The organism is Ruegeria sp. CDSC068 (assembly GCF_059610545.1).
The window spans coordinates 120,367-133,502 of the sequence record NZ_JBXWNV010000007.1 but is presented as its reverse complement, the minus strand read 5'-3'; the positions used below and the strand labels follow the sequence as shown (position 1 = coordinate 133,502).

The window sequence follows — 13,136 nt, the reverse complement described above, 5'->3', positions numbered from 1 at the left end:
TCATATCTTCAGATCGAGGCGGGGCTTCCAAAACGGCCGGAAGAGTTCAATCTTCGGACATCGATTCATCACAACTTTGAGGCCCGCATCCTCGGCGAGCTGTGCTGCTTTGTCGTCGTAGACGCCGATCTGTCCCCAAAGAACTTTGGCTCCGATCGCGATGGCCTTTTCGGCGAAGCCAAAGAGTTCTTCCTTGGGACGGAAGACATCCACCATATCAACGGGTTTGTCGATTTCTTCGAGTGAATGATAGACCTTCAGGCCCCTGATTTCCTTGACGTTCGGGTTAGGGTTTACCGGCAGAATGTCGTAGCCAATTTCGCTGAGTTGTCGCAGAACGCCGTAGCTAAATTTCGTTTTGTCGGCGCTTGCACCAACCATTGCAATGGTTTTGACCGACTTCAGGATCTCGGCGAGATACTTGGGGTCGTAATCATACATACGGTCGATATCTGCTTCGGGCATCGGTTAACCTTCCTTCGGCGTCGCAATGTCTGCTTTGAGTTCGTGGGGTTTGAGTGGATCGAGGAACGGATTGCGGTAAAGCTTGTCATGGCTCTCAACCCCGATCTCCAAGGTGATGTTTGACGTCGCGCGTGCCACGCAGAGGATTACGTAGCCATTGGCGATCTGCCTATTGTTCAGCGCGACCTGTCGGCGCTGATCCACCGTGCCTGTTTTAAGTTTCGCGGCGCAGGTAATGCAGCCGCCGTATTTGCAGCCGAAGGGCAGATCAACACCCTGTTCGCGTAACGTATCCAGTAGTGGGCGTCGTGCGTCCACCTCATATGTCGCGCCATCCCTGTTGGCGATCGTCACAGTATGCGTTGTCATAGCCAAATGTCGCTTGTGCAATCACCGCCTGGATACCGGCTCTCGTGGCAGCGCGAGGGGCCATTTGGCTCTTTCCCAAAGTCCACGATGAAGTCCTCGTTGATCTTCATGCCGCCGTTTTCAGGATCGCAATCTATCATGACCATCACACCGCCTTTTTCGCGGATCTCGGGATAGAACTGGTTGTCCCAAGTCGAGAACAACGAGGTGGTGACATAGAGTCTGCGCCCGTCGAGAGAGAGTTGGAACATCTGCGGCCCACCGGCGACTTCAACCCCATTAACGGTTGGCGCTTTGCCCAAAAGCCCACCCATGAACACCTGGCCGGTCAGTTTGGGATTATGCGGGTCGGTGATGTCGTATTGGCGCATGTCGCCATGAAGCCAATTGTTGAGATAGAGGTATTTGTCATCCATCGAGATCAGGATCGCCGACATCACTCCTGGCAGCGGGATCGGCCATTCAGGGTGCATCTCATTCTCGACGTCGATGATCTTTGCCCATTGCCACTTATTCGCGTCGTCCTTCCACCAGTGAATGACGTTGGTCGACAGCGCGGCCCCACAAAACCCATGCGTGCTGTCTGGGTCATGGTGGAATTTGACTTCCAACGGCAACAGCCCGTCTTCGCCTAGATAGAAGCTTTCAACAGGCTCGCGTTTTTCGAAATCCCAAAAATGCAACTCGCGCCCGTATTTCAGGTGACCCACTTCTTCCAGATCGAAACCCGGCATAAAGGTGTTGGGCGCGGCCCATTCGGAACTCACCATCACGTTGTGACGGGGCTGATACCAGAAATCATAACCGAACTTGATGCCGCCCATCGAGTTCTCCCAGCGGCCGACGATGTTGAATTCTTTATCGAGATGCAGATAGCCGCCCGGAGCTTCACCCTTGGCGTCTCCAAGGAAGGAAATGATGATCTCCGAACCCAGACAATGCACTGTATGCGGCCCTGACAGATCGGCCTTGGCCTTAATCTCGGCCCCGTCGATAACCTTGTGCAGCCGTGGTGCGCGTGGGTCAGTGACCGTGTCGACGATATGTAGGTTGTTGGAACGCACACCGGGCAGGATCAGGTATTTTCGCGACATTGAGCCGTCGTCGTGGCAGGACGAACAAGCATTCCAGCCCATGTGATGAAGTTCATCCCCGATCCCCGGCATTTCCAGCCGGTGGATCACCTGAGAATAAGTTGGGCTTTCCGGGTCTACATCCACTGTCGCAAGATAGTCGGGCTTCTGAATGCCCGTGCCTGTATAAATGGCAATCGTGTAAAGAAGCTTCTCACGGGGGGCTTGGATTGCCTCTTGCGGGCTGGCGTAGCCCGGTCCGCAACATGCACCATCCATCGTTGAACCCTCCCTTGATCACGATTACGGTATCGTATATCGAAAATACTATTATCGCATAGTGAGAAAAATGCATCTAGAACGCTTAGCGCTGATATTGGAAGTCGTAGGTCAAAAAGGGCATGCGACTGTCGCGGAAATTTGTGCACAATCCGATCTCCCTAAGCCAACAGCCTATAGGTTGGTTCAGGATCTTGTTTCGTCCGGACTGTTGCAGACATCTGCGAGAGGGGAGTTTGCCATTGGAACCCGATTGAAGCGTATCACCCGGAGTGATCATTCTGATCCTGCGCTTCTGGAAGTGATTGCGCCGATCTTGGCCACCGGCGCCAGAGACTACGGGGCTGCGTTCTTTCTTTCCCGACTGCGCGGCAACTGGGTCGAGATCATTCACGTGGCCACGCCAGAAACGGGCGTGTCATATCTTCACCCGGGTGTGGGCAAACGGCCTATGCACGCGTGCTCTTGCGCCAAGGCAATTGCCGCCGTTTCTCCAGAGCTGCTGTCTCATGGCGAATTGAACGGGCAGCTCAAGCGGTACACCGAGCACACCATTACCAGCGGAAAAGATCTGGCAAAAGAACTCGATGTCATTCGGGCCAAAGGATACGCCGAATGTGTCGAAGAGCTGGAAAGAGGTATAAGTTCTGTTGCAACAACACTGGGCAAAACAGGTGTTGGTTCGACGTTGTCCATTGGCGCCACAGCTTCCGTTCGGGTGTTTACGCCTCCAATGCGGGTCAAAATCGGCCAAGCACTCATCGAAATGTCGCATGAGTTATCATCTGCCCTAGGATGGGATGGCGCAGACGCGAATATGAAATCCGCCTAGGTTAGTGTTGGCTAAAGCAGTGGAGAAGGTTCACGCCATCCGGCGGCGTCGAAACGTTTGATACCATTAGACGGGTTTACGGGCGGCCAAGGAGGCTAAGTATGGACGATGGAATGCGCGGGGGATTCTTCGCAGTTAATGTCAAACCTGAGCACCGGCAGTCTTTTTTGAACGCCAGCATCTTTGAAGCGCAAAGTGTTGTAAGCGAAGAGGCAGAGGTTTTCCAGTTTCAGATCATGGTGGACTTGGCAAATCCCAATCGGTTCTATTTCTACGAAGTGTTCCGGGACGAAGCAGCCGTTCAGGATCACTGGGATTCTGAAGCTTTTAAGAACTGGTTGAACACGGTCCAAACAATGCTGGATGGTGACATCGAAATTATTGCTCGGATGCGCTCGCTTTTCCCAACGACAAAAGGCTTCGAGGCCCAAAAACCAAGCCTGCTGCAGTGGTGAATCCGACCGGACGTTTGAAATTTTGGTCGCTGTGAGAAAACGACCGGATGTAGCGCTTGCCGGCTTTGGGCACGTTGCAAAAGCACAATAAAATATGCTCTGCGGACGCCGCCGCCGTTCGCTGCACGTACTACCCAATCGGATATTTCGGCAAGGTTGCACAGGTACCTACTTTTGCAAAGTCGTGGCATAGTAGCCCAAGGGGTATACACACGCGATCTACACCGGACCTTACCAGGCTTGGACGGACCGATCTCCGGATAGTGTTCGAGAAGGTTAGGGTAGTCTGGGGAGCCGCACGTCGGCCAACAATGCGCAGTGGGGTAAGCAAGCTGGTGCCCCAGTTCAGATGATATTACATTGTCCAAGAGTTTTTGCACCGTCACAAGGGTCTACGGTGGTTCGCGGATGCTTGTCGATTGAAAAGCAACCTCAAGCATCCGACATCAATTTTCGACGCTCTTAGGACCAAGCACTAGTGCATGCATCATTGCAATTTTCGTCAACCGAATACTCTGATATCAAACCGTAACCAGCGCCAGATTCTTTAGCAGTTTGGTAGATTTTGTTTCAGTATGATCGCGTGCTTTCGAACTTGCGTGGATTTGCGTTTGCGATACAGATGTTCGAACATCGTGCGCGTGCCCGGGGTTGTCGTGGGCACGCAACGGACCTGCTCTAGACATTCCCGCACTGCCGACAAGTGCGAACACCGTAGCAGATGCAATCATTACTTTTTTCGTTTTTGGTTCCTTTCGGTCGAGCATGTTTGAAGCGCTGTGTGTGTCTTTTATTTTACAATCTGCGGCTCAGATTTATTGCGCTGGCAGACCATGGTTTTAGGAAAAGGTATTAAGCTAATGCCTGAAACCCATTTCGCTTCAGACCAAACGCAAGACACTTTAGAACTGGACCTCTACGCCGATGTTCCAGCCGAAGGGGTGGTCGTTCGAGCTGCTTCCCAATCCGGTTTCACTGGTGATCTCACCATATAGCCATGAGCGATCCGAAAGCGCGACATCGCCACCTATGCTCAGGGCCGCTGTGTTCTGACCTCGCTCCGTGAACACTGCGCTTTGCCCAAACACCACCGAGGTCGCGTTGTCGAACGCATGATAAAAGTCGATTTGACCGTACAGCATCGAATTGTTTGCAAAGGCACGTTCAGCACGCAATCCGACCCGGGCGGTCAACGTGTCACTATCCACCAGAGATCCGATCTGACTACCCGCGACTCGATCAGGGACATCGTCCATGTCGATATCGCTGTACATGACCTGCGCTTGCGGGATGAGCATCCATTCGTTCGGAAGCGTGAAGGGCTTGCCAACCTCAATAGATATCTCATACCCACTGCCATCGGCATCCACTGCGCCCCCGCCATTCGGACGTACCTGGCTGTCGAAAAACCCATAGCGAAGCTGCCCGTTGATATAGAACATACTATCCGCAACCCAAAGCGCGCTCAGGGTTGCATCATAGGCGTTGGTAGAGATATTGGCGTTGGCCGAGCTGGTGCCGATGTTCGATGACAGGCTGCCGATGCCAAATTCCAGTCCGCCAAACAGCTGTCCGCCCCCGACCTCACCCAAAGGCAAATTCGCGCCATACCGCAGACTGCCGCTGTTCGTCGTCATCTCGCCGTCACCGACATCATAGCTGTCGCGTTCACCTTGGGACTCAACCCAGAACAATGGTCCTGCGGTTGTTGTCAAGTCAGTCAGCGCCAGGCTACTATTGAATGGTTTGGAACCGTTGCTTTCCGCTGCAGTGTGGTTGCGTATTTGCGAAACAGATGAGCGAACATCCTTTGCATAGCCGCGTTGGCCGAGGCCATGCGACGGGCCGGCCATGCAGATTCCAGCACTTGCAACAATCGCGAACACTGTAACGGATGTAATCATGACCTTTTTCATCTTTTTGCGCCTTTCAGCTAAGCGTGTTTGGTACGCTGTGGGTGCAATAAAGATGGCAATCTGCGGCTCAGATTGATTGCGCTGGCAGGTCAAGGTTTTGAGAAAAGGCATCAAGTTAACGCCCGGTCGGGCGTCTTTCGCAGTGGGCGTTAACTGTCAGGCAAACACTGGTTTTGCGGCAACCGCGCGCCGGATTGATCACGTAGAAGCCGACAAGTGCACCCATTCCGCTGTTGGTTTAGTTTGAAAGAATGGTCACTGGCTACGCGTAATGGCAAAGTAATTGATCGGTTTGTGACCTAAGAATTTAGCGGGTCAATGAAGCTCCGTCACATCACAGCGTTTAGCCAGCAAAAGGGGCTAACCGGCTGGAGTTAATCACCGGCATATCTCGCCCCGCTGTTCACACAGCCGGGTCTCTTGCGGCATCGTAGGCTCAGCGCCTCATTCGTTTGATCACTGTACCAGCATCAATGTCAAAAACGTTCTTTCGCCTTCTTGCATCAATGTCCACCTCAGGCAATTCAAGGAAATAAAAGGTCACGCCGCCGATAAGCTCTGTCCCGTGGCTGCCCGCTTCCCTGCATTCTTTACATACTACAGGAGATTTCCCATAATCCCGAAGATGACATCGTGCTCTGCAATTGCGTTTGTGACGTCGCGGGGCTTACGTCAAATGTGTCTGCAAATGTCACCCCAGACAATGCTGCAATAACAAGCGAGACAACGGGAGCAATCACTACTTTTTTCATCTTCTGGCTCCTTTTTTGTTCAGTATATTTGAAACGCTGCGTGTGCACTCAATTTGGCAGCCCGCTATCCAAATTGATTGTGTCGGCACGTCAGAGCATTGTGAAAAGGCATCAAGATAGCGTCCGTTTGCGATGGCCTCTGAAACAGGCGCGGCCCCTGGCACGTAGACACAGAATTTTCGACGGCCTCCCACAAAACTGAACCGATGGCAGCGTAAGCTTAGAGAGAATCTGGCTCATCTATTTTGTTTGATTGTGCGGTGAAGCAAACCTCGCGTTTCGGTAGTCTTTTGTTTGATCCTTTGTCGTCGTTTTAGGATGGATTGCTCGCGCCCGAAATAGACATCTGCGGGCGTTAAGATTTGCAGGTTCTTGCATTTGGGTTTGTGATTGTAGTGATCGACAAATGCATTGATCTGATGGTGAAGTTCACCAGGTATGTCGCCGTTTTCAGCAGGGTGCGGGTCTTCAGAGTTTGGTGTCAGCGCTTGATCTTGCCTTGGGTTTGCGGGTGTTTCGGCGTGCCCTTGACGTGTTTCATCTGTTGATCCCCTTGCCACTCGGCAAGCTTGTCCGAGACGTCGCTTGACCCGTAATCACCTAGCAGTTTTGGCTTGTGCAGGACCATTGTCAGATCGCATCCTGAGGCTTGCAACGCTAGGCCTAGCGTGTTGGTCACATCCTCGGCCTTCATCGTCGCGCAGAACTTCCAGGCGATGATGTACGGCTGTAGTCGTCGAGAGTAGTAAGCAACCCCAGCCAGCCGATCACTTTCAGATACGTGAAGTCTGTCTGCCACAGCTGGTTCGGCTGTGTGGTCTTGTTACGGAGCTCGTCTGCGACAGACAGAACCACCTCGGCCGGGCTGATGATCAGGCCAAATTACTTGAGGATGCGATAGACCGAAAACAAGAGCATTCAGAAGACTCATCTTTCCCGAACGAGATTGGGTGTTTCAGGGCGCAGAGCGGAAGTTCGCAGCAGCCGCGAGTTAGTGAGGTTGCGAAATCGGAAGCAGATATTGAGCACGCCTCAAACTATGTTTTTCTTGGCACGTCGTCACAGAGTTCCTCGCTGCTGAAGGTGTCGACAATCGTAACTAGTATCGCTGCGAATGGGTTCCTTTGTTTGACCCTGCTTACCCAATTCTGGGCCTATTATTGGGTATTGCACCCAAAATAGGCGAGCCACTCGGCTATCTAAAAACGTAGCCACGCAGCCGATGACATGTCCCGTTGCGGAAGTGAGGTGGCTGAGGGCATATTGCCATTGGCAAAAGAGGAATGGAACGCACGGTGGATTACAGATCCTGTCGCGATGATGTTCACGACAAACGCAATCTGGCCTGCCTCGACCCCATGGTTGAATGCGACAAGCGTAGTTGGAGTATTACTGCCAGGCGGTTCAATATCCCGCAGATCAGCGACGAAACCGAGGCCGCGTAACAGGCCGAAGCCAAACGCGATGAGCCATTTTGAGCGCTCGAACAAACGCACCTGCTTTTCGTCCCGTTTGAGCACTTCAACTGCCTAGAATACAATAGACAGCGCTATGATCGCTCCAACCGGGGGCGGGTATTGAAACATGAGGTAGTGCGACAAGCGGCATTCATCGGCGACAGAGCAATGCAAAGTACAACCAAGAAATCGGCGCGGGATCATTGCGGCAACTTTTCACCCAGATTGTCCGGAGTGGGCATGGAGATGTCTACTTTGCGTTTCAACTCATTTATCTGCGTGTCGGGAAACTCGGATTTCCAATTGCAGTGCCCGTCAAATAGAACCTCATCACGAATGGACTCAAACGCGCGCAAGGCGGGCTGTTGGGGCGGATCTACCCACACAATATTGGCGCAATATCCCCAGGGCACCGGGCCGGGCCTTTGTCCAGGCGGCAAGCTGCTGATCGTTTAAATAAAATGCACCCAAACGTACCGGCGACTTGTTGGACAGGTGTTGTCGCAATAATTGCCGGTAGCAGACTAAGTGTGCCAAAATCATCCAGGTTCGCCCCGGAATTCAACGCAGCGATTGTTGTCTCAGTGGTTTCTGGGTCGAGATCAGGCCCAAATCAGATTTGATGAAACGCAATTGCCGCTGGACTCAGGAAACGCTCAGAGTATTTGTTAAGGTTCTCTTTCAGTGCCGCATCGTCAGGTTCCGTCGGTTGCACCACCTACAGTGTCAAAAAGTGCGTCTTTTTCGCCAATCTGCGGCGAATGGCACTTTCGCCACGATCAAGGACTGGTGCGCGCCCCTCGCGCGCCAACCCGTTTGGACGCGAAGTCAGTTAATCTAAAGTTGGAGGTCGCTGCGAGGGTGTCTGAAATTGTTGGATCCACCGATTAATATCCACGTCATCAATGACAATCTGGCTCAGATCAACTCGGGATGTAGGAACGAATACCAGCCAAATATTGCTAGCCCAAGAAGAAAGAAATGTAACAGCGGCTCTTTGCGAAATAGCTTGTGTATTCCGGAGTTTGGTAAGTTTGTTGGCTGCTACAAAGCTGATCACAAAACCGGAAGAGCGCTCCTTTGCCTGGGACCATTATTGCGGGACGACCACAAGTGAGCCGTATTTTCGCTGAACCAACCCGTCGGCCTCCAGCTCTGCCACCAGCTTGGCGAAGGCACTTCGGGACAAGCGACAAATCTCAGCCAAATGCTGTTGGGTCAGGGGTATGGCGCGGGTCGGTGCAAAAGCGTCGGATATCCTGGTCAGGATTGTAAGGCTGCGCAGTTTGGAATCCGCCAGCATAAGATCACGGGCAACGCGAATGGCAAGTGCGCCATTTATGACGGCCAGTGCCCCAAGTGCACGCCATATCGGTTGGTCGTCCTGCTCTAGTTGGATCAAAGCCTCGTACGGGACCCGAAGCAGCTGGCAATCTGTCAGAGCAATCGCGCCAATCTGACGGGGCAAGCCGGTGATTGCCGCCGCCTCTCCAAACCAGGCACCGGGCCCGAACACATGGCCCAACACGATCCCTGATTGGCCATCGTCTAACTGAATTCCAACAGCGCCTGACACCACGGCAAAGACGGATTGATCGTGATCAGAGAGTGCATAAATTCCCGCACCACTTTCGACACTCACACTGCGACCTGAATTTACCAGGCTGTTAGCCAGACGTGTATCTATCGCACGAAGCCAGGGAGATGCCGCCACTAAGGCCTGAATCTCGTTTGTTCTGGGTGGTTTCTGCATCAAATATCCAATTTAAGACAATCTCCGCACGCGTTTTGGATTATCATATCTGAAAGCGTGCGAACAAGCGCTCTGTATCTGGGAGAGTGAATTTGAAGACAACAATAGTGCTACTTGCGTTGTCTGCTTCGGTGTTCTTGTGCGCGCAAAAGGTGCAAGCCGCAGAGGGAGGTATCGAGACCTATCTTCTTGGCAGCCGTGACAGCATGTCGGGCATCCTACCGCCTCCCGGAACATACCTAAATAATGATTTCGTGTATTTCAGCGGCACCGCTCCCAGCATGGCTTCGGGCGGTGTGGTCGTGACGGACCCTGATGTAGAGGTGTTTACTTATAAATTCAATTTCACACATGTTTTTGACGCGCAGTGGGGCAATGCGCGATTGGGCCTCAATTTCAATTTGCCCTACGTTTCGGCAAACGGGCAGTATTCTGGCGACCTCAGCTCGGGGTTTTCCGGAACCCTCAACGATGACGGCGAACATGCCTTTGGTGATATCGTTCTTTCGCCTCTCTTCAACTGGAGCAAAGGCAAGTTACACACAACATTGGCCTTACAGTTCTTTCTGCCCACTGGCCACTATCAGACGACGCAAATCAACGTCGCAAACCGGTCGATTGACGCCCTGAATGCCGGGAAAAACCGATTTGCATTTGACCCAACCCTGTCGATGACCTGGTTCGACCCGACCACGGGATGGGAGTATTCAGGATCGTTTGGCGTCACCTTCAGCGCCGAGAACGACGCAACCGACTATCAGACCGCGCCCGAGGCGCATTTTGAAGGCGCGGTCATGCGGCATTTGCCCAACAAACTTGCCCTTGGGCTAACGGGATATGCCTACCATCAGATCGGTGATGACAGCGGCAGCGGGGCGGATGGGATCAAACAATTGCTTGGCGCTGATAGTTTGGAGGCCAGTGTTTATGGGCTGGGCCCGATCGTCACCTGGTCAACCCAGGTTGGCCAGACGCCGATTTCAATCAAGGCAAAGTACATCAAGGAGTTTGGGGCCAAACGTAGATTTGAAAGCGACAAGGTCTGGATGACCGTTGGATTGGTGTTCTGATGAGGTGTGTTCTGTCTATTGTCCTGATGGCTGTCATTCCGACCTCTGCGATTGCACAGCAGGACAATCAGACATTGGCCAGCCAAGCCAGCGACCCGACCGCGTCCTTGATGTCGTTTCAACTGCAGAATTTCTATTCACCTTCTTCGCATAACGCGAACGGGGCACTGAACGTTACCCAGTTTCGCGCCGCCATTCCGTTTCAGTTGGGGGGGATCAGTAACATTGCCCGCCTGACGCTTCCCTCGGTTACGTATAACTCAAATGGCAACACCGGGATCGGCGATGCCACCCTATTCAATCTGGCAGCCTTTGACCGTTCGTGGGGCCGTTATGGGATCGGTGTCGTGGCCCTGCTGCCAACGGGTGCTGATGGTGTCAGCATCGAAAAATGGGGGTTGGGGCCAGCGCTTGGTTTCGTGGCGCGGCCCGGGTGGGGGCTTGCAGGGCTATTCAATCAGAACATTCTGACTGTTGCCGGCGACAACACGCGACCGGACGTTAACATTTCGACTCTGCAACCCATCGTCAGCTACACGCTTGATCAGGGCTGGTCGGTCGGCACATCTGACATGACTGTTGTATACGATTGGGACCGATCACAATTCACCAGCCTGCCGATTGGGCTGAAAGTCTCGAAGTTGAGCAAACTCGGCGGTGTCCCGGTTCAGTGGCAGCTGATCTATGAGCGTAATTTCTATGATACCGGCACCGGGCCACAAGACACGATTGGCCTGACAGCAAAGCTGTTGGTGCCGAAAAGACGATGGGCGGATATTTGAACGAAAGGGTTTGAGATGACCATGCATTTGACTCTGGCAACTGCACTTGCGGTGTCACTTACGTTACCCGCGCTGGCGCAGGATACGGCCTCGGCTGACAACGCGGCTGGTGACCTCAAGGGGCAGCCTTATTCTCCCAATGCCAACCGGGGATTTCCGACCAGGGTCCTGTTCGGTGATACGCATGTCCATTCGGCATTGTCGGCGGACGCAGGTGGCGGCGGCACGACTTTGATGCCGCGAGATATGTACCGGTTCGCCCGGGGCGAGCAGGTGACGTCGAACACCGGGCAACCCGTCAAGCTTGAGCGTCCTTTCGACTTTTACATGCTGACTGAACACACCGATGGTATGGGGGTGATTACTGACATCAAAAAAGGTGCGCCAAATATCATGGCGGACACACAGGGCAAGAAGTTTCACGAAGCGTTCGCAAAGGGCGGTGACGAGGCCAAACAGGCCAGCATCGACCTGATCGCGCAATTCAGTCAGGGCACGTTGAGCCAGGCGTTGCTGTATCAACCCGGGATGCCAGGCTATGACAATACCTGGCGCGATCTGGTACAGGCCGCAGAAGAATTCAACGACCCGCATGTCTTTACTGCGATGATCGCTTATGAATGGACCTCGTTGACCGAAGGCAATAACCTGCATCGCAATGTCATCTTTCGCGATGGACCTGAGAGGGCGTTGCAAGTGGTTCCATTCCTGATGGCGCCTCCAATGGGCAGCCCGGATCCCCGCGATTTGTGGAAATGGATGCAAAGCTATGAGGACAAGACCGGAGGGGACGTGCTTGCTATTCCGCACAATCCGAACCTCAGCAACGGCATCATGTTTGCGCTGAATGACACGTTGAACAACAACGCGCCTTTTGACCGAGAGTATCTGCAAACCCGGCAGCAATGGGAAAAACTGGTTGAAATTGGCCAGACTAAAGGAGACAGCGAAACCCATCCGATGCTGTCCCCGACAGATGAGTTTGCAGAATACGAACGGTGGGATTGGGCCAATCTGGATGTCTCCGAAGCCAAAACGCCTGAGATGCTCGCCACGGAAATGGTGCGCAATACGCTAAAAAATGGTCTGGCTTTTGATCAATCCGATGGGATCAACCCCTTCAAGTTGGGCTTTGTGGGTGGTTCGGATATCCACACCGGGCTGACCACGCAGCTCGACAACAACTTCTTTGGCGCATTCACTTGGATGGAGCCGTCAAAAACCCGCGCCACCTCGGTGGCCAAAGGGAATGCGGATTTGGGAATTTCCTATAAGGGTTGGCAATATGCCACTCCGGGTCCGACGGCCGTCTGGGCCACTGAAAACACCCGGGCGGGTATCTTTGACGCGATGGAACGGCGCGAGGTCTATGCGACCACGGGCCCACGCATCACAGTGCGGTTCTTCGGCGGAGACTTCGTGGCCGACGACATCAAACACCGCGAGTTGGCCCGGATCGGCTATTCCAAGGGTGTCCCGATGGGGGGCGATCTGGCGGGTAGCGATGCACCGTCTTTCCTTGTTTACGCCCTGCGTGATCCGATTGGCGCTAACCTGGACCGCATCCAGATTATCAAGGGCTGGGTTGATGCAAACGGCGAGACCCATGAAAAAATCCACGACGTGGTTTGGGCCGGTGATCGCACGCCCGGTGATGACGATAAATTACCACCCGTCGGAAATACCGTCGATCTGAGCATCCCAAGCTGGACCAATGATATTGGCCGGGCTGAACTGGGTACCGTGTGGACTGATCCGGAGTTCGACCCCTCGCAGCACGCATTCTACTATGCTCGTGTTATCGAAATCCCGACGCCACGCTGGACCGCCTATGATGCGGTTCGCTTTGATGTCGACATGCCCGATGAAGTCAAGATGATCACGCAAGAGCGCGCCTACACCTCGCCAATTTGGTACACACCTGAAGGATGAA

Annotated in this window: 12 protein-coding genes and 1 pseudogene; 6 read left to right on the top strand and 7 right to left on the bottom strand. The window is 53.4% G+C overall.

From position 1 onward, the window contains the following. Genes AC2FID_RS15420 through AC2FID_RS15410 form a run of 3 tightly spaced genes read right to left on the bottom strand, consistent with a single transcriptional unit; the run spans position 1 to position 2,186 of the window. Positions 1–465, bottom strand: coding sequence for a CoA-binding protein (locus AC2FID_RS15420; protein ID WP_496755601.1), 465 nt, complete (start codon positions 463–465; stop codon positions 1–3). A gap of 3 nt (positions 466–468) precedes the next feature. After that, the gene (locus AC2FID_RS15415; protein ID WP_109310877.1) at positions 469–834 is read right to left on the bottom strand and encodes a 2Fe-2S iron-sulfur cluster-binding protein; all 366 of its coding nucleotides are present in this window, start codon (positions 832–834) and stop codon (positions 469–471) included. After that, complete coding sequence (locus AC2FID_RS15410) at positions 831–2,186, bottom strand: selenium-binding family protein (RefSeq protein WP_496837541.1); 1,356 nt, start codon at positions 2,184–2,186, stop codon at positions 831–833. Before AC2FID_RS15410 ends, AC2FID_RS15415 begins: the two co-directional genes overlap by 4 nt. Positions 2,187–2,256: 70 nt before the next feature. Here AC2FID_RS15410 and AC2FID_RS15405 point away from each other — a divergent pair. The 3 genes and pseudogenes from AC2FID_RS15405 to AC2FID_RS15395 all read left to right on the top strand — a co-directional run. Continuing rightward, positions 2,257–2,394: pseudogene (locus AC2FID_RS15405) on the top strand (helix-turn-helix domain-containing protein); the annotation flags it as partial. A gap of 45 nt (positions 2,395–2,439) precedes the next feature. Further along, positions 2,440–3,018 (top strand): IclR family transcriptional regulator domain-containing protein, encoded by a 579-nt coding sequence (locus AC2FID_RS15400; RefSeq protein ID WP_282170083.1) that lies wholly within the window; start codon positions 2,440–2,442, stop codon positions 3,016–3,018. A 101-nt stretch (positions 3,019–3,119) separates the two neighbouring features. Then, positions 3,120–3,473 (top strand): putative quinol monooxygenase, encoded by a 354-nt coding sequence (locus tag AC2FID_RS15395; protein ID WP_282120779.1) that lies wholly within the window; start codon positions 3,120–3,122, stop codon positions 3,471–3,473. Positions 3,474–4,375: 902 nt separating this feature from the next. On the opposite strand, the gene AC2FID_RS15390 is transcribed toward AC2FID_RS15395, so the two are convergent. The 4 genes from AC2FID_RS15390 to AC2FID_RS15375 all read right to left on the bottom strand — a co-directional run bounded on the left by AC2FID_RS15390 (position 4,376) and on the right by AC2FID_RS15375 (position 9,240). Then, the gene (locus AC2FID_RS15390) at positions 4,376–5,389 is read right to left on the bottom strand and encodes an autotransporter domain-containing protein (protein WP_496837539.1); all 1,014 of its coding nucleotides are present in this window, start codon (positions 5,387–5,389) and stop codon (positions 4,376–4,378) included. A 1,233-nt stretch (positions 5,390–6,622) separates the two neighbouring features. Next, entirely contained in the window at positions 6,623–6,940 is a 318-nt protein-coding gene (locus tag AC2FID_RS15385) for a hypothetical protein (RefSeq protein ID WP_496837537.1), read from the bottom strand. A 400-nt stretch (positions 6,941–7,340) separates the two neighbouring features. After that, positions 7,341–7,637 carry a HupE/UreJ family protein gene (locus tag AC2FID_RS15380; protein ID WP_496837679.1) on the bottom strand — a complete coding sequence of 99 codons (297 nt, stop codon included), beginning with the start codon at positions 7,635–7,637 and terminating at the stop codon, positions 7,341–7,343. Between the two features lie 1,054 nt (positions 7,638–8,691). Then, entirely contained in the window at positions 8,692–9,240 is a 549-nt protein-coding gene (locus AC2FID_RS15375; RefSeq protein WP_496837401.1) for a Crp/Fnr family transcriptional regulator, read from the bottom strand. A 203-nt stretch (positions 9,241–9,443) separates the two neighbouring features. On the opposite strand from AC2FID_RS15375, the gene AC2FID_RS15370 reads away from it, so the two are divergent. From AC2FID_RS15370 to AC2FID_RS15360, 3 genes are read left to right on the top strand one after another with little or no spacing between them, the layout of a single operon-like run. After that, a complete protein-coding gene (locus AC2FID_RS15370; protein WP_496698430.1) occupies positions 9,444–10,421 on the top strand; it encodes a SphA family protein in 978 nt (325 codons plus the stop codon). Next, positions 10,421–11,203 (top strand): hypothetical protein, encoded by a 783-nt coding sequence (locus tag AC2FID_RS15365; RefSeq protein WP_496837535.1) that lies wholly within the window; start codon positions 10,421–10,423, stop codon positions 11,201–11,203. Before AC2FID_RS15370 ends, AC2FID_RS15365 begins: the two co-directional genes overlap by 1 nt. 15 nt (positions 11,204–11,218) lie before the next feature. Continuing rightward, on the top strand, positions 11,219–13,135 hold the full coding sequence (locus AC2FID_RS15360) for a DUF3604 domain-containing protein (protein WP_496837405.1): 1,917 nt from the start codon (positions 11,219–11,221) through the stop codon (positions 13,133–13,135). The last annotated feature ends 1 nt before the right edge of the window (position 13,136 follow it).

Bases quoted from the DNA above. Each gene is read 5' to 3' on its own strand.
- AC2FID_RS15420 (WP_496755601.1), bottom strand. From the start codon at position 465: ATGCCCGAAGCAGATATCGACCGTATGTATGATTACGACCCCAAGTAT.
- AC2FID_RS15415 (WP_109310877.1), bottom strand. From the start codon at position 834: ATGACAACGCATACTGTGACGATCGCCAACAGGGATGGCGCGACATAT.
- AC2FID_RS15410 (WP_496837541.1), bottom strand. From the start codon at position 2,186: ATGGATGGTGCATGTTGCGGACCGGGCTACGCCAGCCCGCAAGAGGCA.
- AC2FID_RS15395 (WP_282120779.1), top strand. From the start codon at position 3,120: ATGGACGATGGAATGCGCGGGGGATTCTTCGCAGTTAATGTCAAACCT.
- AC2FID_RS15390 (WP_496837539.1), bottom strand. From the start codon at position 5,389: ATGAAAAAGGTCATGATTACATCCGTTACAGTGTTCGCGATTGTTGCA.
- AC2FID_RS15365 (WP_496837535.1), top strand. From the start codon at position 10,421: ATGAGGTGTGTTCTGTCTATTGTCCTGATGGCTGTCATTCCGACCTCT.
- AC2FID_RS15360 (WP_496837405.1), top strand. From the start codon at position 11,219: ATGACCATGCATTTGACTCTGGCAACTGCACTTGCGGTGTCACTTACG.